Here is a 22,795-nt window from a genome sequence, read left to right as displayed (position 1 = left end):
CCCCGAGGAGGCGCGCCCCGCCACCCCCAGGCCCGCCCCGTCCACGAGTCAAGACACGCCGCGCCTCCCCTGCTCCCCGCGGCGAGTCGTGACTCCTCGACCGTCAGCCCGAGGCGCGCCCGCTCGCGGCGAGCGCGGCGGCCTCGACCCGGTCAAGGTGGCTGCGCCACCCGGCCCCGTCGCGCTCCGGCACGTTCGGGTCGCCCGCGCCGTTGCCGAGGCGCCCGTCGACGAGCTCACGGAGGAGGTCGGCGTGCCCGGCATGACGCGCGGTCTCGACGCAGAGGTGCACGAGGATCGAGTGCAGCGTGACGTCGCGTCGACCCTCCGGCCACCACGGCACCAGGCCGGGCGAGTCGAGGTCGAGGGCGGCGACGGTCGCGTCGGCGTGCGTGGCGGAGTAGTGGGCGAACTCGACCACCGCCTCCTTCGTCTCGTCGGCGGTGGCCCACAGGTCGGCTTCGGGTTCGCTCGTGTCGGAGAGCCAGGGGACGTCGCGGTCGGCAGGGCGCCCCATGACCTCGCCGAGGTAGCCGAGCTGGACGCTGGCGACGTGCTTGACGAGGCCGAGGAGGTTGGTGCCGCTGGGTACGAGCGGGCGGCGGATGTCGTACTCGCCGAGTCCGTCGAGCTTGCCGAGCAGGTCGGCGCGCTGCTTCGAGAGGTAGCGCTGCAGGGTCTCTTTCTCGTCCATGCGCCCAGAGTGGCCCCATCCGGGCCCGGGCACCAGCGCCGCCGCGCCTCCCCCACTCCCCGCGGCGAGTCGTGACTCCTCGACGCGGTCAGGCGGCGGCGGCTGAGGAGCACCGAGCCCGACTCGCTCTACCCGCCACCGACTCGACACCCCGCCACCGGATCGCGTGGCGGCGTGTCGAACTCGTGGCGGGCTGGCGCCACCCCGCCCGCCACGACGCCAGGAGATGGACACGACGCCAGCCTCAAACCCGGCGTCGTGTCCACAACCCGGCGTCGTGGCCCGCCCCGCATGCCAGGATCGACCAGACGTCGCGGTCGGCGGCGTCACCGACGTGAGGATGCGCGCATGACCGTGACGGACGAGCTGGTGCACGTGGTCCTCGTCGAGTGGGCCGACGGAGCGCTGACCGATGTGGCCGAGCAGGCGACGCGCCTCTCGCGCGAGCACCTCCCCCGAATCGACGGCGTCCTCTCCGTGTCGAGCGGCGAGAGCGTCGGCGGCGAGCAGCTCGAGGCCGGGTTCGACTGGATGCTCGTGGTGCGGTTCCGCGACCGGGCCGCGCTCGACGGCTACCTGCCGCACCCGTCGCATCAGCCGGTGTCGGCGTACCTGCGCGACGCGTCGGCGCGGGTGGTCGTGTTCGACATCGCGGCCTAGCGTCGTCGACCCGCGGTGCCCCAGCCCAGGAGGCGCAGGTCGCGCCTCCCCCACGGGTGCATGACCCCGCGCGCCGCCTCGCCGGCCTGACAGGATGGGAGGGGTGCGGCGTCCACCGCCGCCCGCTCCGGGGGACCACGAATGCCAGACCTGACGCGAGAAGAACTCGTCGCGCTGCGCGACGCCGAGAAGCTGCGCCTGAAGATCTTCGAGAACCACAGCAACGTGATGGACACGGTCGTCGTGACCGGCGACGACTACGTCGGCTACCGCGTGTGGGCGACCGACGAGCGAGCCGCGGTCTGGGGTGGGACGAGCCTCTACGCGTTCGAGTCCGCCGCCCTGAAGGACGCGCTCACGCGAGCACGAGCGGGCCGATGGCTCGACTTCTGGCGGCTCAGACGCGGGGTCGACCGACGAGCCGAGTCGTTCGCCGAGCGAGGCGGTGCACTCGAGGCGGGTCTCCGCGGGACCCTGCTCCGCCCGAACGCCGACTGGCTCGAGAACGACAACGGCCCGACGTTCTACGACGTGTTCACCTCGCCCGCCACCGATGAGCACGGGTTCCTCACCGACCACATCGGCGTCCTCCTGTCCTCGCGTGTCGGGGACTGGACGGCCACCACACCCCGTGAGGTCGACTACGGCCGCTTCCCCACGCGAGACGAGGCCCTCACCGCCCTGCTCGATGCCGCCGGCGGGTCGCCTCCTCGAGGAGTCGACACACGCCGCGTGCCCGACCACCCCCGCGGCGTGTCGTGACTCCTCGACGCACCGGCACACTCCGACCACCGAGGGAGCGACCCCGTGAAGACCGACACGCAGGCGACCTGCGTCATCGACGGCGCGCACATCGAGACGCAGCTCGGCCGGGTCTACCGCGGCGCCCCGCTCGTCGAGTGGGCGAGCGTCACGAAGACGGTCACGGCGGCGACCATGCTCCTCGTCCTGCAGGAGGCGCGGGTCGACGAACGCACGGCGGTCTCGGAACTGGCGCCGCACCTCCTGATCGCGGGCACGTTCTCGGTCGGTGATCTGATCGATCACACGTCGGGTCTGCCGCGGGTGCATCCCGGGATGTCGAGCGGGCTCGTCGGCGATCCGTATGCGGGGGCCGATCGGGCGACCGTCTTCGAGTGCCTGAAGACCGACGCCGCCCCTGGCGGGCGACCGAGGGAGTACTCGAACCTCGGCTACGCCCTGCTCGGCGAGATCATCGAGACGATGACCGGTACGAGCTGGTTCGACGCCTGCACCGATCGGGTGCTGGCTCCGGCCGGAGTCACCACCGCCACCATCGATCCCGACCCGGGCGATCGCGTCGTGCTGACCGGCTGGCGGGGCAAGGTGCGCGAACCCTGGAGCATCTCGCGGACCCCTTACGCCGCCGCAGGCGGCCTGTGGTCGACCGTCGACGATCTCGCCCGCCACGGTGCGAGCGCCCGATCGACCAACCCGGGCCTCAGAGGTTGGGAGCACCGCGACGGTCTCGTCTGGCACAGCGGGCAGACCCGAGACAGCGGCGCCTGCCTCGTCGTCACCGGAGCGGGTGCGATCGCCGTCCACACCCTGGGGCGCCTCCCCTACGCCGCCGACAAGATCGCCGTGAGCTTGCTCGGCCCCGAGGCCGGCACCGGCGCCGGGGTGGGTCGATCGTGACCGAGCCCGCGAGCGCCGCTCTCGACGCGCGGCTCGATCAGCAGCGGGACCCCGCGCGCGGGCGGGCGCGTCGTCTGGTCGCCGGGTTGATCGGGAGCCTGCTGACGGGAGACGGGGCCGCTGCGACCGGGGGCGTCGACCTGGTCGTGACGCGCCGCGACACGGGCCGCGAGGTCCTCCGCACCGGGGCGGGCACGCTCGAGGAGGCCGATCGGCTGCTCGCCACCGTTCGGAACGACCTCGAGACCAAGAGCGTCGCCGAGTTCGCCCGCGAGTGGCGCCTCCTCGAGTCCTGAGCCGCAGGGCCCCTCACCCTCGACCCCCAGCCCAGGAGGCGCGGGTCACCCCCCGAGGCGATCGAAGCGCCCTGAATCGCGCCCCCAACCCACCTCGAGCCCCGCATTGAGTCACGTCGATGACTCGTCCTCCCCCACGGCACGGATGGCCTCGCTGATGGTGCTGCCCGGATGGGCCCGGCGATACGCCCGGACGGCGGCGGAGTCGGCGGCGGCGGCTGCGACCTCGCCGGAGGTGCGCCTGACCGGGCGCCCGAGGATGCTCGTGCCGGTCAGGAACGCCGACCCCAGTGCGGCGACGATCAGGAGCATCCCGATGGTGCGGTCACCCGTGAAGAAGACGACGAGGGCGATCGCCGTCAGCGCGACGGGGGCGAGTGCGCGCAGCCACGTCGTCACGAGAGCCGCCCCCGATCGATGAGGCGGTCGGTCCGGGTGGAAGTCATCGGTCTGCATCCTCCGCGGTCGGTCTTCTCGGGCGAGCGGCTCACGCCCCTCACCGCCCTCGAGCCTCGGGCGACGGTATCGCCGACAGGGGCGCGCAGTAGATGAGGGCGTCCCAGTCGTTCTCGAGGGTGCACTCGATGGGGACGTCTCGGCCGCCGACGGTGAGGGCCTCGTCCTGGAAGCCGCCGCCGGTATGTCCGCCCGGGTCCCGGAAGGTGAAGACGTGTGATTCGTCGGCCGAGGTGCATTGGAAGGGCCTCTGATTGCGCCACCCGTCGATCCGCACGCATTCGCCGAGAGGGTGCGTCTCGAGGTTCTCGTCGAGGTACTCCCACGATCCCGGGCGGCCGTCGTCGGTCTCGAAGATGCTGTGGGGTGTCGATTCGGCGATCTCTTGGGGGAAGTCGGGTTCGTTCCAGATGAGCATCGCCACGAAGAAGAGGCCCATGCCCCCGACGACCACGAGCAGGAAGATCCCCATCGTCTTGAGGTCGCGCTTCTGCCGAGCAGTCAGCGGCTCGATCGGCTTCGGTGGCCGCTTGGGCTTCGACACGTTCCTCCTCCATCACGGTGACGGCGCACACGACACCTCTGCGGCTCGCGCGCCGGCGGCCCACGCTCACGCTAGCGAGTGCGCCAGACCGCGCCACGCCGCCCGCTCACCCCACAACAGCCGAAGCCTCCACCTCCACCCGAACCCCCGGCTCGAACAGGATCTCCACCCCGATCAGCGACGCCGGAGGCATCGGCGACGGGATCCCCAACTCCCCCGCCACGGCGAGCACCCCGGCCATGAACGAGTCCATCTGATCCACCGACCACTCGGTGACGAAGAACCGCAGCCGGGTGACGTCGGCGAACGACGCGCCGGCCCCGGCCAGCCCCACCGCGGTGTTGTGCAGCGCGAGGGCAACCTGCCCCGTTAGATCCGCCGGAACCCCGTCCGCCCCATGAGCCACCTGCCCCGCGACCTCGACGAACCGGGACCCGGTGGCGACCGAGACGTGGTGGTACGGAGCGGGGGCGAGCATCCCCGCGGGGCTGCTGAGCTGAACGGTCATGTCATCCTCTCGAGGCCGCCGCGTTGGAGGCCGTCGCAGGACTGTCTACGGGACGACCTCAAGGCACTTCAACGAAACTAGGTGGCATGCACGACACCGATGCCGCAGTCATCACCCCCGAGCACCGCGAGCTGCTGGGCGAGCTGCTCGACCGCTGGTCGCTGCACATAATCGACGAGCTCTGTGAGGGCCCGCGGCGTTTCAACGACCTGAGGCGTGCAGTGCCCGACGTCACCCCCAAGTCGCTGACGACGACCCTCCGCCGTCTGGAGCGCAACGGAATGGTCGAGCGAGCCGTCCTCACCATCCGCCCCGTGGCCGTCGAATACCGCCTCACCCCTTTGGCCCACTCCGTCCAGACCCTCATCGACGCCCTCTACCGCTGGACCACCACCAGCCTCCCCGCCGTAACCGCCGCCCGAACCACCTTCGACGCCCCCTGAACCCCTTGACTGAGGAGGCGCGGGTTAGCAATACAACGTGGGTCGCCCCCAAGGAGGTGAGAACCGCGCCGCCCCGATGGGCACCGGACCCGTCCACAGCTGAAGGCAGCAGAAAAGAGGGCTAACCCCTCGTCGGATGGCGCCCGATGGGGACCTCTTGACCGCCGACGGCGATGACCCAGTGCCGAAATTACAATACTGTTCCGTCCAGTTGAGTAAATAAAGACGAAGACGGGTGATTAGTCGGGCCAAGTGCACCGTTAGGGCGCTGGTTCCCCAGTTTTGATGGGCAATGAACATGCACCCACTAAACATAATAGTGGCGCAGCGAAAAAGCCCGCCAAATGGCAAAACGTCTACCTAGAACTGTCGCCCCGAAGCTCAGTCCGAAAACGTCTAGAACCCCGCCTAACCCCTCGTATCTGCACCAAACAACCCCAGTGGACTGCCGCACTGCCGGAATCACATCGGTTTCCAGCGCCTATCCGCCATAGCTTCGACCCAAAGTTAGCGAGAAACGCCGTTCTCAGTATTTATCAAGAAAGACAAAAAAATTAAGAAATCAAGATTTTTCGTGCCCAGTCATCGAGAGCGATTAGGCTTTTTTTGTATTTGGGGTTGAGTCTTATGACCTTGTCACCAGTCTCATGCAAACCCAAGATATGTTCCGAGAACGCAACTGCCCCCGGCATCTTAAGACCTCTAGCTTTTGCCCAAACTCCAACTGATTGCTTTATAGAACTTGAATCTGCGAGGTGCGCTAGATCACTCATATCAACCCCTAGCGACTCGGCAGCAAGACTCAGGTAATACTTTCGATCTAGAAGGTCTTCTAGAGACGTTCCCGTCGGCAGGGTTCGAATGCGTGATGACGGTACTCCCGAATCAGCGAGCTGCTTGGACCAGATGACGCCCGCCGGGTCCCCGTCCACCACGAAGGCTACTCGACTGGCAACGGTATCAAACATAGGAAAATCACTCTTACCAGTAATCGCGACGCCAGGTGCGATCTGATATGTAAGCTCCGAACGGCCAGTAGCAAGTTTAATTAAAGTCGGAAGAAGCAACATCTCGGAAGCGCCCTCGCATATAAGTGACGCTCGTAGGCTAGAAAAGGCCGCCGAGCCTGCCCCCATGACCATAAGAAGCGGATTGAAGCCAACATGTCCGCCCCGACTTAAGGACCAGAAGTCATGGCGAATAACGGAAGTACCGTCTGGCTGCGGTTCGACAAACCTAACCCCGTTTCCGAGATCTGCTGGCAAACACCCGGGAGAATGAGTTGTATAAATCACTTGCTGAATCTTATCTAAATCTTGCAACATCCTGACCAGATCAGCTTGTGCATTGAGGTGCAAATGTTGTTCTGCTTCATCGATAAGCAGGATGGGTGGGACCTCGAAGTCATCCCTCGCTAAAAATGTTGCGAGAGCAACGAACATCCGCAGCCCCTCACTTCTTTCTGTGATATTAATCCAACCAGCCGAGCTAGTCGCCGTATCTCGCACAAAAACGCGCAAAATACCGCCGTCTAGATAGAAACCAACCGTGAGACCTTCTTGACTCCACCGCTCAGCAAAAAACAACGACAGACGGTCATTCCCATCTTGGACAAGTTGCGCAGCATAAGCGGAGTCCTCTTGGTGTTGGCGTAATTTGCCCAAGGAAAGGCCCGCGATAGTGAGTAGGTTTGAAAGTGCTACTGACTCGTCAGCATCGTCCCCATTCAGAGAATACTCGGAAGAAATAACTCTTTCGTCCGCGCCAAAGAGTGCAAAATGGGGAAAATGAATCTTCAGATTCTGATACACCAAGGCTTGCAGGCTATCCGCATGATTCCACTTCACATACTCTGCCAACAGACCGACTGCATCATTAAATTTTTTCGATGAATCCTCATTCTGGATGTCGTGCAGAAGCTCGAGCAAATACATCCAGTCAACATCACCCCCGGTGTCGGAACTATTGGACTTCAGGATTTGTCCTGCAAGCTCGTTAACGCGCAACTGGTTTGCATGAGCATCGGATCCCTCAGATTGAAGGTTCTTGATCCGATCGTCGAGAGCCTTGGCAAGGACGGGCCAAACTTTGTAGGCTCGCGCTCGAAGACGATCATCCACCAATGGAAAAGGGCTAAAACTATATTGACGCCGCCCGTCCACCTTTTTATGTCGCAAAATCTCGGTCGGTGATACAGATAGCGGCATGGCCTTAAGTCGCTCTATATTGGCCGCGTCTAACTGATACCAGATTTTGACAATTGTCTCGTCCTCGGCTCGATTTCGGTCGCGTTCAACCCGACTAAAGAATGACTTCGGAACTTCATGTTCGTTATCCAAAAGCTTTAGAGCCGAAAGTACCGAGGACTTACCAGCCTCGTTGGGACCAACAAGAGCTACAGTTTTCCGTCCCACGTAGGCAGAGGCGCGGAAAAGTCTTTTGTAGCCAAAGATTTCAATGCGGTTGAGGATCAAGTCTCTCGCCTATCTACGTCAGAGTCTCGCTGAATTCGATCAAAAGCATCAGGCCGCCGGGAAGACTCTTAAGCAAAGCAGATTACGCTCTAATCGCGCTCAAGGATACATTCGGCAGAAGGGCAACGCACGCACAGCCTCGAAGTTCAGCATGCTTTCGAACCAAAAGCTAACTGCCCATTAACGGACCCGCCCGACGCGCCCATAGCTACGAAACCTCCAGCTCGCAGTCAGGGTTATCCACGGTCCAACGATCAACGCTGAACGCTTGTCGAGGATAGTCCACCCCTAGACGGGCAGCTGGGCGTCAGCGTGGGACTCGAGAACATGTCCCGGCCAGGTAGTCGAACTGGGCATTGTCAATGGGACAGAAGGTCCTCCCTCGCTTGAAACCACAATCTTCTAAATATCATGCCTAGGAAGAGCTATGCAGCTTGAACAACGTCGTGCCAGGCACGAATTGCATTGACTACCTCTAGGCGGTCGAAATCGGCCCTATCAACAGCAAGTTCAAAAAGGTCGTCGAATTTATGGCCAATCTTGGCCGTACCTTGTTGCGTGCAAACGACGTGAAGGGCTGACAACAAATCGTGACTGTTCACCATCCAGCCATCCTTCGCATTATCCAAGGCAGCAAGACGGTCTAGAATATCCGTGCATGATATCTCTGTTTTTGTTCGCTTGCTCGCCAACTCAACCAAATCCACAACATCTATTTCCGCCGTCATATCCTTGGGTATCACCGCGTGTATAGGAAAACCCTCAAGATTGAGATTGACCCCTTCAGTCACGGACAAAAACCGTAGCCTGCCTAACTTGACGGCACTGGAGACCGCATGGGAAATTGCGTCGATCGCTTCTACAGCCGTTTCCTTTAGATACCTGGCAACTATCCTCGTTAATATGCTCGGCATCTGCATATAGAGATCCATATACAGATCGTATCTTTCGGTTGCGCTGACGTTGGAGGTATATGAGTCAGTTGCACCTGTGAGGCGATCAAAGTCGGCATCCACCAGAAAATGGATTCTTTCATCCTCTGGAGCAGCTAGCTGGGCGGCTTGCAAAAGGCTCAATTTACCATATCCAACTACGATTTGGAGGGTACTGCTAGCCATGAAGTCGCTAGTAAGATTGAAGTCAGTTTCGCCCTCAACCACGAGAATCGGGATAGCAGTAGCCCTAATCTCCAACATCAACGAATTGAAGAGATCATTGCCGTCTAGATCGCGGCGCATTATTCCTCTCCCGGTCCTAGTTCGACAGTTCGAGACCACCACTTTCCGATAATCTGAGGCGAGTGGGTCGCGACTAGAAAGCGGAATTTGCGAAGTTTTGCGACCCTCAGCACATCTTCAATAAAGCTCTTTTGCCACGTCACATGCAGAGAAATTTCGGGTTCATCGATGAGAACAAGAGTACCCGACTCGACACGAAAAAGGAGGTTATAGAGAAGAACAAGCTCATGTTGCTCGCCCGTTGATAGACCGCTAACGGGGATATCGACACCAGTTGTAGTTGAACGGAGCCTGAGTCCATCCACGGCATTGACGACGATTTCTTTTCTCAAGAAACGGTCATTAACGAGTTCTTCAAGAAGAGAAATTCGTGCGAGGAGGTCATCAAATGTCGCAAGTTTCTCTGCGTTATCCCTAAGGTAGGTCGTCAAAACCGCGCGCTGCCAGTCAAGTAGTTCTTTTGAAGGCAATGGAACATCAATTTCGGCGGACGTGAGTCCGATGTCAACTAGGCGCTTCCGGTGAGTGTCTTGATCGAGGTACATTTCGCGAATGGCTTCTTCATCCAAAGCATGACCAGTATCCTCGATGATCCGTCGGGGAAAAGATCGATCTAGCCTTTGGGATGACAGACTATTCGCAGCGAGGGATCGTTCAATCCGTTGTCGCAGGTCACCTGCATAGCCGTCGACGTTCCACTTGGGACTGGATTGCCCGTCAGAATGCATCCGAGGGTCTCTGACACTGGCTTGCATTAGTCGCTGAGTCTCGATGAGATACGTATGATTCTGTCCCAAAAACCTCCGAATTTCGTCAGGCATCTCGGGGTTGGCACTAGGACGTACAGGGAAACGATGACCGTACCGATTTCGAAGCTCAGCAAAATCTACGATCTCGCCGTCATTTGGATCATGCCAGAGGCTTGAGCCGGTCATGGGCATGTAAGGCGTCGTCTTCATAATGCGGCGCTTTAGAGCCTGTTCCGCTTCCACAGGAAGGGGCCATTCCACCACATCATTTTCCTCGACCGAGAGGAGACGGAATATTACTTCAACTCTTGTCGGATCAAGATCATCGTTTGAGAATTTCTCTACGACGAGAACGTCCTTGCTGGTAGAAATCAATTCGAGGGCGGAAAAATTTATACTCTGCAGACGATCTACATCAAGATTTAGTGTTGCGTTGATAAGTTCGAGGAACTTTGTCTTACCTACACCGTTTAGCCCATAGGCAATAGCAAATTCCCAGTTGGGCTCCAGGCTAATTTGGTGATCAAACTCACCGAGCAAGTTGCGCACTGAAGCTGTAGCCAGCATTGGTCTCCCCCTAGGCGGTTGGTATGCCCAAGCTACTGCATGTGAGACGTTCTCACAGGAGCCTGCAGCACCCCTGTCGAGGGCCAAAATATCGACAAGCTAGATATTGTATTCTTGAAATCCGCGGAAAGCCCTAGCTGGGCATATCCACGAACCGCGAGAACATCCCGTGGAACGCCACGGTGATGGTGTCGGTGGGCCCGTTGCGGTGCTTGGCGACGATGAAGTCGGCCTCGCCCTGGCGGGGGTTGTCCTTCTCGTAGGCGGACTCGCGGTGCAGCAGGATGACCATGTCGGCGTCCTGCTCGAGCGAACCGGACTCTCGCAGGTCGCTGATCGCCGGCTTCTTGTCGGCACGCTGCTCGGGGCCACGGTTCAGCTGCGACAGCGCGATCACCGGCACCTGCAGCTCCTTCGCCATGAGCTTCAGCGCACGCGAGAACTCCGACACCTCCTGCTGACGGCTCTCGACGCGCTTACCCGACGTCATCAGCTGCAGGTAGTCGATCACCACGAGCTTAAGGTTGTGCTGCTGCTTCAAGCGCCGGCACTTCGCGCGGATCTCGACCAGCGTCATGTTCGGGCTGTCGTCGATGAACAGCGGCGCATCGTTGATCCGCCCGCGCACCTGCGCGATGTTCGTCCAGTCACGCGCATCCACCGTGCCCTTGCGCATGTTCTGCAACGGCACACTCGACTCGGCCGACATCAGACGCATCGCGATCTCGCTGCGCCCCATCTCGAGCGAGAAGAACACCGACGCCTGCCCGTGCTTGATCGACGCCGCCCGCGCCAGGTCGAGCGCCAACGTCGATTTACCGAGCGCCGGTCGCGCCGCCACGATGATCAGCTGCCCGGGGTGGAACCCGTTCGTCAACGCATCGAGCTGCGCGAACCCCGTCGGCACACCCGTCATCTGACCGTCTCGACCCTTGGCCGCCTCGATCTCGTCGATCGCGACCGTCACAGCCTCGTTCAGCGGCACGTAGTCTTCGGTCTGGACTCCCCCGGCCACGTTGTAGACCTCGGCCTGCGCGTTGTTGACCAGGTCGACGACCTCGCCCTCGCTGGCGTAACCCATCTGCACGATGCGCGTACCGGCCTCGACCAGACGGCGCAGCACCGCCTTCTCCGCCACGATGGACGCGTAGTACCCGGCGTTCGCCGCCGTCGGCACCACACCCGTCAGCGTGTGCAGGTACTCGGCCCCGCCGGCACGCGACAGATCGCCCGACTTCATCAGCTCGTCGCTGACCGTGATGACATCGGTGGGCTCGCCGTGCGAGTACAGCCCGAGGATCGCGTCGTAGATGACCTCGTGCTTCGGCACGTAGAAGTCCATGCCGCGCACCGTCTCGATCACATCGGCGACGGCGTCCTTGCTCAGCAGCATGCCGCCGATCGTGCTCTGCTCGGCCAGCAGGTCGTGCGGCGGCACACGATCCATGCCCGAACCCATCGCGGGGCGATCGCGGTCACGCGGCGAATCGCTGGCGATACCGAGCTGGGCGAGCGACATGTGGCCTCCTGGCGAGAGCTGATCGGGCGCGTGCCGACGGGCACGAACGACACTCGGGACTGTTCTACAGCGGACCCCCGACATCGCTGCCCGAACCGCCGCGACCTATCCCCTACGAGCGCGTGTACACCATATGGACACCTAGTTCTCCACAGCAAACAAGCCTGTGGATAACTCTGGGGAGAACCCGTGCGAAACGCCGGAGGCGCTTGGGGAGAACTGTGGATCAACCTGTGGAGAAAGAGATACTTCACTGACTAGACCCCCCTCTGACCAGGGATTTCGATTTACTCACCCTGTGTGTAAAAACTAGTCTCAACCCGGGGTCGAGACTCCCGATTTGACAACGGCCTGTGCACAGAGAACTTGACAAGGAGGCGCGGTGACCGATACGGACTCGGCTCCCGTTCAGCTTCTGGTAACCCGGTCTCGACTCCCCCAGCCGCGCCTCCTCGGCCCCTCAGCAGCCCCTCAGCGCCCCGCTGCGCGCCCCGATTCAGCCAGACGCCCAGGAACCGCGTTCGCGAAGAAGAACCTCGATAGAGCGCGGTTCATCTTCGCGAACGCGGTTCATCCCGCCACCACGACGAAAAGCGGCGCCCCTCCCGACAGGAGGGGCGCCGCTCGCCAGAGCTCAGAGAGCTACTTGGCCGAGACCACCGTGAGGGTGATCGTGGCGATGACGTCTTCGCGAAGACGCAGCGTGGCCTCATGCTCACCGACGAGCTTGATGGCCGAGGGGATCTCGACCTTGCGCTTGTCGATGGTCGCGACGCCCTGCTTGGTGACCGCGTCGGCCACATCGGCCGGACGGACCGAGCCGAACAGACGACCGTCGGCACCGGTCTTGACCGTGAGACGGATCTTCTGGGCCTCGAGGCGGGCCTTGAGGTCGTGGGCCTCTTCGATCGTCTTCAGCTCGCGGGTCTCGCGGGCCGTGCGGATCTGGGCGACCTGCTTCTCGCCACCACGCGACCACGCGACGGCGAAGCCCTGGGGGACGAGGTAGTTGCGGGCATAGCCGTTCTTGACGTCGACGACGTCACCGGCCGAGCCGAGGCCGGAGACCTCGTGCGTGAGGATTACTTTCAAAGACATGCGTTCTCTCCTTCAGTCGGCGCTGATCAGCGGCCGGAGCCGGCGTAGGGGAGAAGCGCCATCTCGCGGGCGTTCTTCACGGCACGGGCGATGAGGCGCTGCTCCTGGACGGAGACGCCGGTGATGCGACGGGCGCGGATCTTTCCACGCTCCGAGATGAACTTGCGAAGGGTCGCGACGTCTTTGTAGTCGATGACGCCGACACGGATCGACTTCGCGGGAGCGGCGTTCTTGCCGCCCTTGCCGCGGAGGGGCTTGCGGCGGTCGCCGCTGCTCTTTCCAGCCATTGTGGTCTGCTTTCAGATGAGTAAGAAGAAGTACTGAAGTGAACGACGTGCCCTGAGGCAGGGTGCCTAGAAGGGCGTCTCGTCGTTGTAGGTGCCGCCGCCACCGGGGGTGTTCCACACGTCGCCCGAGGTGTTGCCACCCTGCGGAGCGGCTGCGGGCTGACCCCACGGCTCTTGCGCCTGACCGCCGCCGACCTGACCCTGCTGGCCCTGCTGGCCGCCGCGGTTGCCCCCGAAGGAGCCTCCGGCAGCGCCGTCGCGGGACGAGGAGGCGCGGGTCACCTGAGCGGTCGCGTAACGCAGCGAGGGGCCGATCTCGTCGATCTCGAGCTCCATGCTGGTGCGCTTCTCGCCTTCCTTGGTCTCGTACGAGCGCTGCTTGAGCCGCCCCTGAGCCATGACCCGGCTGCCCTTGGTGAGGCTGCTGGCCACGTGCTCGGCGAACTCGCGCCAGACGCTGGCACGGAGGAAGAGCGCTTCGCCGTCCTTCCACTCGTTCGACGCGCGGTCGAACGTGCGGGGGGTCGACGCGATGGTGAAGTTCGCGACCGCGAGCCCGTTCTGCGTGTACCGCAGCTCGGGGTCACTGGTGAGGTTACCCACCACTGTGATGACGGTCTCGCCTGCCATCGGTTACTCGGAGGCCTTCGGTGCGGCCGGAGCAGCGGGCGCTGCCGGGGCAGCGGGCTTCTCGGACGACGCGGAAGCGACCGACGCGGCGGGAGCCGACGCGGAGGCCGGAGCAGCGGCGGGAGCCGACGCGGCGTTGGCGGCCTTGCGGGCGGCCTTCTCGTCGGAGACCTTCTTCGCGGCGGCGACCATCGCGATGGCCTCCTCGGCGCGGAGCACCTTGGTGCGCAGCACGGCCTCGGAGAGACCCAGCTGACGGTCGAGCTCGACCGTGGCGGCCGAGTTCGAGGTCATGTTGACGACGGCGTAGATGCCCTCGGTCTTCTTGTTGATCTCGTAGGCGAGACGACGACGACCCCAGATGTCGATGTTGTCGATCGTGCCACCGTCGTTGCGGATGACGTTGAGGAACTTGTCCAAGCTCGGGGCGACGGTGCGCTCATCGATCTCGGGGTCCAGGATGACCATCAGTTCGTACTGGTTCATGACTAACCCACCTCCTTCGGACTTAACGGTCACAGACGGTCTGTGACAGGAGGGTATTCATGGTCGCGGGCACCGCATGGGCACACGCAACCTTGCAAGGGTAGCCGCTCGCGCCTCCTAGTTCAATGCCCCGCCGTCTTCGTCGCCCGACTCGTCGCCCGCCGGGGGAGCGGACAGCGCCGCGTTCGCCTCGCTCTGAGCACGCGCCAGGGCGTCCTCGACGGAGATCCGCCCGGCGAACATCTCGTCGAAGATCGGCTCGATGATCGACTGGGTGCGACCGTAGATGTCGCTCGGCGCGGCGATCGTCGGCCCGTCGTCGATCACGTCGAAGAACGGCCTGACGTCGACGCCCTGCGCCGTCCAGTGGTCGTAGTACCCCTCTTGCGCGCCGAGCACGGCCGGCACCGCGGCCCCGTCGGCCCCGATGTGCTTCGCGCCGTCGGTCGAGCCGAGCCAGGCGAGCACCTTGGCGGTGTCGTCGCGGTGCGGCGACGCCGAGTTTCCGGCCGCCACGATGCCGTTCGTCACGCTCACGCGACCCTCGGGCCCGGCCGGCATCGGCGCGACACCCCACTCGAAGTCGGCCCCGGCGGCCACGGGGGAGAGGCTGTACAGCCCCGACTGGAAGAGCGCCATCTTGCCGGCCGCGAACTGCTCGCGACTGAAGTCGGCGTCGTCGTTGGTCAGAGCCGCAGGAGGCGCGACACGCGCCTGCTGCACGAGGTCGACCACGTACTGGAAGGCGACCCGCGCCTCCTCGGTGTCGAAGGCGAACGCCGTCATGTCGTCGTTCTCGAAGGCGCCGCCGGCCGAGGCCAGGTAGTCGTACCAGACGGCCTGCAGATCGTTGCCGGCGTTGTAGCCGTACTGCACGGGGGTGCCGTCGAAGGCCGGATCGTCGGCGGTGCGCCCGGCGGCGTCGCGGGTCAGCTTCTTCAGCACGGGCAGCAGGGTGTCGCCCTCGCCGCCGCCGGGCGCCCAGGTGAGATCGTCGAGCGCGGCCGGGTCGATGCCCGCCTGCTTCAGCAGATCGGCGTTGTAGTAGAGCGCGATGCCGCCGTCCGACAGCTGGGGCACGCCCCAGAGGTGGCCGTCGGCGGTCGTGAACTGGTCGACGACGGCGGGGGACCACGCGGCCCGCGACGATCGGGCCAGCGCGCGGTCGATGTCGAGCAGCGCGCCCGCGTCGGCGTAGGTCGTGTAGTTCGAGCTGTTCAGCCAGAAGATGTCGTCGGCCTCGCCCGACTCGACGTCGTCGGCGAGCGTCGTGAAGTACTCGCCGTAGGGCACGACGTCGACCTCGATGTCGATGTCGGGGTTGTCGCGCTCGAACGTCGCGAACGACTTCTCGTAACCGGCTGCGACGGTCTCATCCCACACGCGGACGGTGACCGTGGTCTGATCCTCGTCGGGACCGGGACGCGACGGGCCCGAGTGACCCGAGTTCGCGAGACCGAACGCGGTGATGCCGAGGGCCGAGGCGGCGACGATCGCGACGCAGACGGACCCGGCGACGATCGCGGAGTTCAGAGGCTTGGACACCGATGCAGGCTACCCGCACCGCCGAGGAGGCGCGGGTCGGCCTGGCCAGGAGGCGCGGCCGGGTCCACGGGTCGCCCGACCGCTCCGCCGCACCCGCACGGCACGGCTCGTCTCGGCACGGCTCGGCTCCGCACGGCACGGCACGGCTCGTCTACGCCCCGCGCGCGCCCCACCAGGCCAGCAGCCGCTCGGTCGCCGCCTCGGCGCCCAGCGGCCCCTCTTCGGTGCGCAGCTCGAGCAGGAACCGGTACGCCTCGCCGACCTCGCGACTCGGGCCGATGCCGAGCACCCGCTGGATGTCGTCGCCGTCGAGGTCGGGTCGCAGCGAGTCGATCTCTTCACGCTCGCGCAGGTCGGCGATGCGGTGCTCGAGGTCGTCGTAGGCGAAGCCCAGACGGTCGGCCTTGCGGCGGTTGCGGGTCGTGACGTCGGCGCGGGTCAGCATGTGCAGCCGCTCGAGCTGGTCGCCGGCGTCGCGCACGTAGCGACGCACGGCGGAGTCCGTCCAGCCGCCCTCGGTGTAGCCGAAGAAGCGGAGGTGCAGCTCGATCAGGCGGTGGACGGCCGCGATCGTGTCGTTGTCGAAGCGCAGCGCCTTGAGCCGCTTCTTCGCGAGCTTCGCGCCGACCACGTCGTGGTGGTGGAACGTCACGACCCCGCCGGGTTCGAGTCGACGCGTGGCCGGCTTGCCGCAGTCGTGCAGCAGGGCGGCGAGACGCAGCGTGAGGTCGGGGGAGTCGCCGGGGTGCCGCTCGGCCTCGTAGCCGATGGCCTGCTCGAGCACGGTGAGGCTGTGCTCGTAGACGTCTTTGTGGTGGTGGTGCTCGTCGACCTCGAGGCGCATCGCCGCGAGCTCGGGCATCACGTGCTCGGCGAGCCCGGTGTCGACCAGCAGGCGGATGCCCGGGGTCGGGGTCGCGGTGCGCAGCAGCTTCGAGAGCTCGTCGGCGACGCGCTCGACCGAGACGATGGACAGGGTGGAGGCGCGGGTCGTCATCGCCTCGCGCACCTCGGGCGACACCTCGAAGCCGAGCTGCGCGGTGAACCGTGCGGCTCGCATCATCCGCAGCGGGTCGTCTCGGAAGCTGTCGACGGCGGCGCCGGGTGTCGCGAGGCGCTGGGCCAGGAGGTCGTCGACACCGCCCGACGGGTCGACCAGCACCTGCTCGGGCAGGCGCAGCGCCATGGCGTTCACGGTGAAGTCGCGGCGCACCAGGTCGCCCTCGAGCGTGTCGCCGAACTCGACGACGGGCTTGCGGGTCTCGCCGTCGTAGACGTCGCTGCGGTAGGTCGTGATCTCGACGACCTCGCCGTCGACCCGTGCCGCGATGGTGCCGAACTCGCGCCCGACGTCCCAGTGGGCCTCGGCCAGCGGCACGACGATCTCGAGGATCTGATCGGGGGAGGCGCTGGTCGTGAAGTCGAGGTCGTTGACCCGGTGCCCGAGGAACGCGTCGCGCACCGGACCGCCCACCAGGGCGAACTCGTGACCCGCGGCGGCGAAGGCGGCCGACAGGCGGGCGATGCGGGGAGTGGCGGCCAGTCGACCGAGGCGCTCGACGGCGGCGGCGACGTTGTCCATGGGCGACCACTTTGCCACACGAGGAGGCGCGGATCACCGTCGCGCGCCTCCTCCCCAGGGCTGGTTCCCCACCCCCGAAGCGCCCGCCGGGCGTGCTCGAGGTCCCCCTGCGAGGGACGATTCTCTAGACTCGCCTTGCTCGCGCGACCCCTGCGTCCGTGCGAGCGCCATCACTATGAGACTTCTCCCCGCCTTCCTGGCCCTCGTGACGACGCTCGGCGTCGCGGGCGCCGCGCTGCCCGCCGACACGGCGACGGCCGCGTCGGCGGGCACGGGCACGACGGCGTCGGCCGCGAGCGAGGCGGCCACGGCGGCCGACGGCGACTCGGTCACGCTGACGGTCGCGCCCGAGGCCGACGGGGTGCTGCGCTCGGGCGACGACCTCGACCTGACACTGACGATCAGCAACGGCGGCGAGACCGACCTCGAGGCGGGCAGCGCGCGGATCTACCTCGACCGCGACTCGTTCCTCACCCGCTCGAAGCTCGCCGACTGGCTCGAGCCCGAGACGACCACGGGCGACGACTACCTGGGCCTCTACATGGCGCGCGTCGACGTCCCCGCCGTCGCCGCCGGTCAGAGCGTCACGGTCGACGACGTGTCGATCCCGGCCGAGCGGACGGCCCTCGACGGGTGGACGTGGGGTGCGCGGGCACTCGGCGTGCGCCTCCTGGGCTCCGACGGGCTGCAGGTCGCGCAGGCCCGCAGCAGCGTCGTCTGGTACCCGAGCGAGAGCTTCCAGCCGACGAGGCTCTCGGTCGCCGTGCCGATCACGACCCCCGAGACCGAGAGCGGCGTGCTCGACGCCGCCGCGCTCGAGGCGTACACCTCGGCCGACGGGACCCTGACCCGGCAGCTGCGCCAGGTGGTGGGCAGCTCGGCGACCGTGGCCGTCGACCCGATGATCATCACGTCGATCCGCCTGCTGGGCAGCGAAGCCCCCGAGTCGGCCGTCGAGTGGCTCGACGAGCTGACGTCGGCGGGCCTCGAGACGTTCCCCCTCACCTACGCCGACGCCGACGTCGCCGGGCTCAGCCAGGCCGGCGCCCCCTCGGTGCCGGCGCCCACCTCGTTCGACTCGTTCGTCGACGAGTCGCGGTTCGACACCTCGGCCACCGCGACCGACGTTCCCAGCCCGGTCGAGACCGGCGACACGAGCGACGGGTCGGACTCGAGCACCAGCTCGTCGGGCTCGGGCTCGTCCGACTCGGGCTCCGACTCGGGCTCCGGGGCCGCCGGCTCCGGTGCGACCGCGACGCCCACCGACGAGCCGACCGCCACCCCCACCGAGGCCCCCTCGGCGCCGCCGCTGCCGACGACCGAGTCGCTGCTGGCGTTCCCGTGGTCGCTCTCGTCGATCGCCTGGCCCGTCGACGACAGCGTCGTCGCCTCCGACGTCGACACGATCACCCAGCGCGACTACACGTCGACGATCCTCTCGAGCTCGAACGTGAACGTGGCGACCGACGCGACCGAGAACGCGCCCGTCGACCTCGGCGGCTCGACCGGTCTCGTCTCCGACGACACACTCTCCGATCTCGTCCGCGAGGCCGCCTCGGCCACGTCGACCGACCTCTGGCAGTCCGCGATGGCCGAGCTGTCGGCGAGCGTCGCGACGATCGCGAAAGAGCGCCCCAGCGACGCCCGCACCATGCTCGCGACCCTCGACCGCTCGTGGTCGATCGACGGCGACCGTCTGCGCCAGACCCTCCAGGCGCTCGACGCGCTGCCCTGGTCGGCCCCGTCGTCGCTGGGCGACACCCTGGCAGCCGAGCCGACCGATGCGACGGTCGTCGACCGGCCCGAGCCGGCCGAGCGCCTCCGCGAGCTCCGCTCGCTCGTCAGGTCCGACCAGCAGGTCACCGACTTCTCGACCGCGCTCGAGCAGCCGCAGACCGTCACCGGCGCCGCCCGTCTGCGCACTCTGGCCCTGTCGTCGAACGCCTGGCGCGACAACGCCGAGGGTCTGACGAACGAGGTCGCCGACGCCGCGATCGCGGCCACCGAGACCTCGAAGCTCGTCTCGATCGTGCAGGGCAGCGATCAACTCATCCTCGGCGACCGCTCGTCGCTGCCGCTCTACGTGCAGAACACCTCCGACTCGGCAGCGACGGTGTTCCTCACCCTCGCGCCGTCCAGCTCGCGCCTCCTCGTCGAGGAGAACCGCATCCCCGTGACCGTGCAGGCGCAGTCGCAGACCCGTGTGCGGGTGCCCGTGCAGTCCATCGCCAACGGAACGGTCGACGTCTCGATGTCCCTCGTCAGCTCCACCGGGGTCACCATCGCGACCCCGGCCGTCGTCTCGATCAACGTGCAGGCCGGGTGGGAGACCGCGATCACCTGGGCCTTCGGCATCGGCTTCGCGCTGCTGTTCGGCGGCGGCATCTACCGCACGATCCGCAAGCGCCGTCGCGGCGCAACCGACGGAGACGCCACGTCGCACGACGCATCGTCGGAAGACGCCGTCGCGTGACCGGTCAAGGCGGTCTCGGCCGCGCCAGCGTGCTGCTCGCCTCGGGCACGATGGTGTCGCGGGTGCTCGGCTTCGTCAAGACGGCCGTGCTCGCCGCGGCGATCGGCCAGTCGGCGAGCCGCGCCGCCGACTCGTTCGCCCTCGCGAACCAGCTGCCGAACAACATCTACGCGTTGATCGCCGGCGGGCTGCTCAGCGCCGTGCTGGTGCCCCAGATCGTCCGGGCGGCGACCCACGACGACGACGGGGGGCAGCGCTTCATCAACAAGATCGTCACCCTCGGCACGATCGTCTTCGCCGCCGTCGGGCTGCTCGGCACCCTGCTCGCCCCGGTGCTCGTCTCGATCTACGCGCAGCAGGCGAATGCATCCGGTCAAGGGGGTTACACCTCCGAGTCGCTGGCCCTGGCGACCGCGTTCGCCTACTGGTGCCTGCCGCAGATCTTCTTCTACGCCATGTACTCGCTGCTCAGCGAGGTGCTCAACGCCCGTCAGGTCTTCGGCCCGTTCACCTGGGCGCCGGTGCTCAACAACGTGGTCGCGATCGCCGGTCTCGTCGTCTTCATGGTGCTGTTCGGCGGAGCCGAGTCGAACTCGTCCGTCGATGTCTGGTCGCCCGACCGCATCACCGTCATCGCCGGCACCGCGTCGCTCGGCGTGCTGGCGCAGGCGGCGTTCCTGCTGCTGTTCTGGCGTCGCGCCGGGCTCACGTTCCGCCCCGATTTCCGCTGGCGCGGGGTCGGTCTGGGCGCCACCGGCAAGGCGGCCGGCTGGCTGTTCGGCATGGTGCTCGTCACCCAGGTCGCCGGCCTCGTGCAGAGCCGGGTCGCCTCGCAGGGCAGCGGCGCGGGCGCCTCGAACGCCGTGCTCGCCAACTCGTGGCTGCTGTTCATGCTGCCGCACGGCATCGTCGCCGTCTCGATCGCGACCGCCTACTTCACCCGGATGAGCGGTCACGCCTCCCGCGGCGACCTCCGGGCCGTCCGCGCCGACCTGTCGCAGTCGCTCCGCACCATCGGCATGTTCATGGTCTTCGCGACCGTGGCGATGTGCGTCGTCGCCTACCCGTTCGCGAGCTTCTTCGAGCGGACCTTCGAGGGCGCCAGCCAGATGGCCCAGGTCATCCTCGGCTTCATGCCGGGGCTCATCCTCTTCAGCGTGCTGTTCGTCGTCCAGCGGGTCTTCTACGCCCTGCACGACCAGCGCACGCCGTTCTTCATGCAGGTCGTCCAGTCGAGCATCTTCGTGGTCGGCACCCTCATCTCGTCCGCCGTGGTGGCAGACGACCAGGTGGCCGTCGCCATCGCCGTGACCACCTCGATCGCCGGCTCGACGCAGACGGTCGTGGCGCTCGTGCTCATCTCGCGGCGCCTCGACGGCATGGACGGCCGTTGGGTGCTGCGCCGCTACGTGCAGTTCCTGTTCTTCTCGCTGATCGCCGGTGCCGTCGGGCTCGTCGTGGTAACCGCCATGGGCGGTTTCTCGACCGACGGATTCGCCCACACCGGCCGGATCCCCGGTCTGCTGACCGTCATGGTCGCGGCCGCCGTCATGGCCGTCGTCTACCTCGGCATGCTCAAGCTGATCCGGCTGCCCGAGCTCGAGGCCCTCACGGCGCCGGTGTGGAACCGGGCACGACCGATGCTGGCGCGCGTCCTGAAGCGCTGATCTGCGCCTCCTCGGTGTCCGGCCTGCGAAGTCCGCAGGGGCGAGCCGTGCCTCCCGGGTCGCTCGGAATAGCCCGTCGTTAGGATGTGTTCACTCAGACGGTCGGGCGAGAACGTCGATCGGGCACCACGGCTCGAACGCATCTGGCACGACATCCGCCACGATCTTCCAGAGAGGTGCTCATGCGCCAGATCATCATCATCGGCTCCGGCCCCGCGGGCTACACGGCCGGCATCTACGCCGCACGAGCCGGGCTCGAGCCGCTCATCGTGGCCAGCTCGGTCGAGGCCGGCGGCGAGCTCATGAAGACCACCGAGGTCGAGAACTTCCCGGGCTTCCCCGACGGCATCATGGGCCCCGACCTCATGTTCAAGCTGCAAGAGCAGGCAGAGAAGTTCGGCGCCGAGGTGCTGCTCGACGACGTCACCAGCGTCGACCTGACCGGTGACGTCAAGAAGGTCACGCTCGGCAACGGCACCGTCGAGGAGGCCGTCACGGTGATCTTCGCCACGGGCAGCGCGTACCGCAAGCTCGGCCTCGCCGACGAAGAGCGCCTCAGCGGCCGCGGCGTCAGCTGGTGCGCCACCTGCGACGGCTTCTTCTTCAAGCAGAAGGAGATCGCGGTCGTCGGTGGCGGCGACTCGGCGATGGAGGAGGCGACGTTCCTCACCCGCTTCGCCAGCAAGGTCTACGTCATCCACCGCGGCGACTCGCTGCGTGCGTCGAAGATCATGCAAGAGCGCGCCTTCGCCAACGACAAGATCGAGTTCCTCTGGAACAAGACCGTCACGAAGATCAACGGCGACGAGAAGGCCACGGGCGTGCAGCTGACCGACACGGTCGACGGCAGCACCAGCGACCTCGACCTCGACGGTCTCTTCATCGCGATCGGCAACGACCCCCGCGTGCACCTCGTCCACAACCAGCTCGACCTCACGGTCGACGGCACGATCGCCGTCGAGGGCCGCAGCTCGAAGACCAACCTCCGCGGCGTGTTCGCGGCCGGCGACGTCATCGACGCGACCTACCGCCAGGCGGCCACCGCCGCCGGCTCCGGTGTCGTCGCAGCGCTCGACGCCGAGCACTTCCTGGCGAGCCTCGACCAGACGTTTCTAGCCGAGAACACCGAGGGCGCGGCCGAGGGCATCGACACGGCCGAGTCCGTCGCGGTGGGCGTCTGACCGGCGCACCCGGTCACCGTCTCGCGAACCCCACAGCCC

The 22,795-nt window shown here is 65.6% G+C and carries 21 protein-coding genes and 1 pseudogene; 8 read left to right on the top strand and 14 right to left on the bottom strand.

The annotated features are described in order from the left end of the window. Positions 1–103 precede the first annotated feature (103 nt). Complete coding sequence (locus ACZ6JE_RS10665; protein WP_464318919.1) at positions 104–694, bottom strand: DinB family protein; 591 nt, start codon at positions 692–694, stop codon at positions 104–106. A 348-nt stretch (positions 695–1,042) separates the two neighbouring features. On the opposite strand from ACZ6JE_RS10665, the gene ACZ6JE_RS10660 reads away from it, so the two are divergent. The 4 genes from ACZ6JE_RS10660 to ACZ6JE_RS10645 all read left to right on the top strand — a co-directional run bounded on the left by ACZ6JE_RS10660 (position 1,043) and on the right by ACZ6JE_RS10645 (position 3,309). Continuing rightward, positions 1,043–1,354: a Dabb family protein gene (locus tag ACZ6JE_RS10660; RefSeq protein ID WP_464318918.1), complete on the top strand. Its 312-nt coding sequence runs from the start codon at positions 1,043–1,045 to the stop codon at positions 1,352–1,354. Positions 1,355–1,495: 141 nt separating this feature from the next. Continuing rightward, complete coding sequence (locus tag ACZ6JE_RS10655; protein WP_464318917.1) at positions 1,496–2,116, top strand: hypothetical protein; 621 nt, start codon at positions 1,496–1,498, stop codon at positions 2,114–2,116. 45 nt (positions 2,117–2,161) lie between these two features. Then, entirely contained in the window at positions 2,162–3,013 is an 852-nt protein-coding gene (locus ACZ6JE_RS10650; RefSeq protein WP_464318916.1) for a serine hydrolase domain-containing protein, read from the top strand. Continuing rightward, positions 3,010–3,309: a hypothetical protein gene (locus ACZ6JE_RS10645; RefSeq protein WP_464318915.1), complete on the top strand. Its 300-nt coding sequence runs from the start codon at positions 3,010–3,012 to the stop codon at positions 3,307–3,309. The genes ACZ6JE_RS10650 and ACZ6JE_RS10645 overlap by 4 nt, the downstream gene beginning before the upstream one ends. Before the next feature lie 111 nt (positions 3,310–3,420). On the opposite strand, the gene ACZ6JE_RS10640 is transcribed toward ACZ6JE_RS10645, so the two are convergent. The 3 genes from ACZ6JE_RS10640 to ACZ6JE_RS10630 all read right to left on the bottom strand — a co-directional run bounded on the left by ACZ6JE_RS10640 (position 3,421) and on the right by ACZ6JE_RS10630 (position 4,817). Next, a complete protein-coding gene (locus ACZ6JE_RS10640) occupies positions 3,421–3,708 on the bottom strand; it encodes a hypothetical protein (protein WP_464318914.1) in 288 nt (95 codons plus the stop codon). 97 nt (positions 3,709–3,805) lie between these two features. Next, positions 3,806–4,309, bottom strand: a complete 504-nt coding sequence (locus tag ACZ6JE_RS10635) for a hypothetical protein (RefSeq protein ID WP_464318913.1) — start codon at positions 4,307–4,309, stop codon at positions 3,806–3,808. Between the two features lie 106 nt (positions 4,310–4,415). After that, positions 4,416–4,817, bottom strand: a complete 402-nt coding sequence (locus tag ACZ6JE_RS10630; protein WP_464318912.1) for a RidA family protein — start codon at positions 4,815–4,817, stop codon at positions 4,416–4,418. A gap of 86 nt (positions 4,818–4,903) precedes the next feature. On the opposite strand from ACZ6JE_RS10630, the gene ACZ6JE_RS10625 reads away from it, so the two are divergent. Then, complete coding sequence (locus ACZ6JE_RS10625; RefSeq protein WP_464318911.1) at positions 4,904–5,260, top strand: winged helix-turn-helix transcriptional regulator; 357 nt, start codon at positions 4,904–4,906, stop codon at positions 5,258–5,260. Between the two features lie 554 nt (positions 5,261–5,814). Here ACZ6JE_RS10625 and ACZ6JE_RS10620 read toward each other — a convergent pair. The 10 genes and pseudogenes from ACZ6JE_RS10620 to ACZ6JE_RS10575 all read right to left on the bottom strand — a co-directional run bounded on the left by ACZ6JE_RS10620 (position 5,815) and on the right by ACZ6JE_RS10575 (position 17,435). Next, the gene (locus ACZ6JE_RS10620) at positions 5,815–7,734 is read right to left on the bottom strand and encodes an AAA family ATPase (protein ID WP_464318910.1); all 1,920 of its coding nucleotides are present in this window, start codon (positions 7,732–7,734) and stop codon (positions 5,815–5,817) included. A 425-nt stretch (positions 7,735–8,159) separates the two neighbouring features. After that, a complete protein-coding gene (locus ACZ6JE_RS10615) occupies positions 8,160–8,894 on the bottom strand; it encodes a hypothetical protein (RefSeq protein WP_464318909.1) in 735 nt (244 codons plus the stop codon). Positions 8,895–8,971: 77 nt separating this feature from the next. Continuing rightward, positions 8,972–10,270: an AAA family ATPase gene (locus ACZ6JE_RS10610; RefSeq protein WP_464318908.1), complete on the bottom strand. Its 1,299-nt coding sequence runs from the start codon at positions 10,268–10,270 to the stop codon at positions 8,972–8,974. A 151-nt stretch (positions 10,271–10,421) separates the two neighbouring features. Further along, positions 10,422–11,807, bottom strand: coding sequence for a replicative DNA helicase (gene dnaB / locus ACZ6JE_RS10605; protein WP_055798980.1), 1,386 nt, complete (start codon positions 11,805–11,807; stop codon positions 10,422–10,424). A gap of 642 nt (positions 11,808–12,449) precedes the next feature. Further along, positions 12,450–12,905, bottom strand: coding sequence for a 50S ribosomal protein L9 (gene rplI, locus ACZ6JE_RS10600; RefSeq protein WP_192061225.1), 456 nt, complete (start codon positions 12,903–12,905; stop codon positions 12,450–12,452). Between the two features lie 26 nt (positions 12,906–12,931). Next, on the bottom strand, positions 12,932–13,192 hold the full coding sequence (rpsR, locus tag ACZ6JE_RS10595; protein WP_043595327.1) for a 30S ribosomal protein S18: 261 nt from the start codon (positions 13,190–13,192) through the stop codon (positions 12,932–12,934). A 66-nt stretch (positions 13,193–13,258) separates the two neighbouring features. Further along, positions 13,259–13,822 (bottom strand): single-stranded DNA-binding protein, encoded by a 564-nt coding sequence (locus ACZ6JE_RS10590; protein ID WP_464318907.1) that lies wholly within the window; start codon positions 13,820–13,822, stop codon positions 13,259–13,261. A 123-nt stretch (positions 13,823–13,945) separates the two neighbouring features. Further along, a pseudogene (gene rpsF, locus ACZ6JE_RS10585) lies at positions 13,946–14,308 on the bottom strand (30S ribosomal protein S6); the annotation flags it as partial. A gap of 117 nt (positions 14,309–14,425) precedes the next feature. After that, positions 14,426–15,853 (bottom strand): ABC transporter substrate-binding protein, encoded by a 1,428-nt coding sequence (locus ACZ6JE_RS10580; protein ID WP_464318906.1) that lies wholly within the window; start codon positions 15,851–15,853, stop codon positions 14,426–14,428. A gap of 151 nt (positions 15,854–16,004) precedes the next feature. Continuing rightward, the gene (locus tag ACZ6JE_RS10575; protein WP_243213695.1) at positions 16,005–17,435 is read right to left on the bottom strand and encodes a CCA tRNA nucleotidyltransferase; all 1,431 of its coding nucleotides are present in this window, start codon (positions 17,433–17,435) and stop codon (positions 16,005–16,007) included. A 175-nt stretch (positions 17,436–17,610) separates the two neighbouring features. Here ACZ6JE_RS10575 and ACZ6JE_RS10570 point away from each other — a divergent pair, with 175 nt between their 5' ends. From ACZ6JE_RS10570 to trxB, 3 genes are all read left to right on the top strand, one after another. Beyond that, the gene (locus tag ACZ6JE_RS10570) at positions 17,611–19,908 is read left to right on the top strand and encodes a DUF6049 family protein (RefSeq protein ID WP_464318905.1); all 2,298 of its coding nucleotides are present in this window, start codon (positions 17,611–17,613) and stop codon (positions 19,906–19,908) included. Then, complete coding sequence (gene murJ / locus ACZ6JE_RS10565; RefSeq protein ID WP_464318904.1) at positions 19,905–21,575, top strand: murein biosynthesis integral membrane protein MurJ; 1,671 nt, start codon at positions 19,905–19,907, stop codon at positions 21,573–21,575. The genes ACZ6JE_RS10570 and murJ overlap by 4 nt, the downstream gene beginning before the upstream one ends. Positions 21,576–21,757: 182 nt before the next feature. Beyond that, a complete protein-coding gene (trxB, locus tag ACZ6JE_RS10560; protein ID WP_192061219.1) occupies positions 21,758–22,756 on the top strand; it encodes a thioredoxin-disulfide reductase in 999 nt (332 codons plus the stop codon). The last annotated feature ends 39 nt before the right edge of the window (positions 22,757–22,795 follow it).

This window comes from Frigoribacterium sp. AC759, assembly GCF_979256015.1.
Note: the sequence above shows the minus strand (reverse complement) of the source record. Positions and strands in the feature narration are given on the sequence as shown.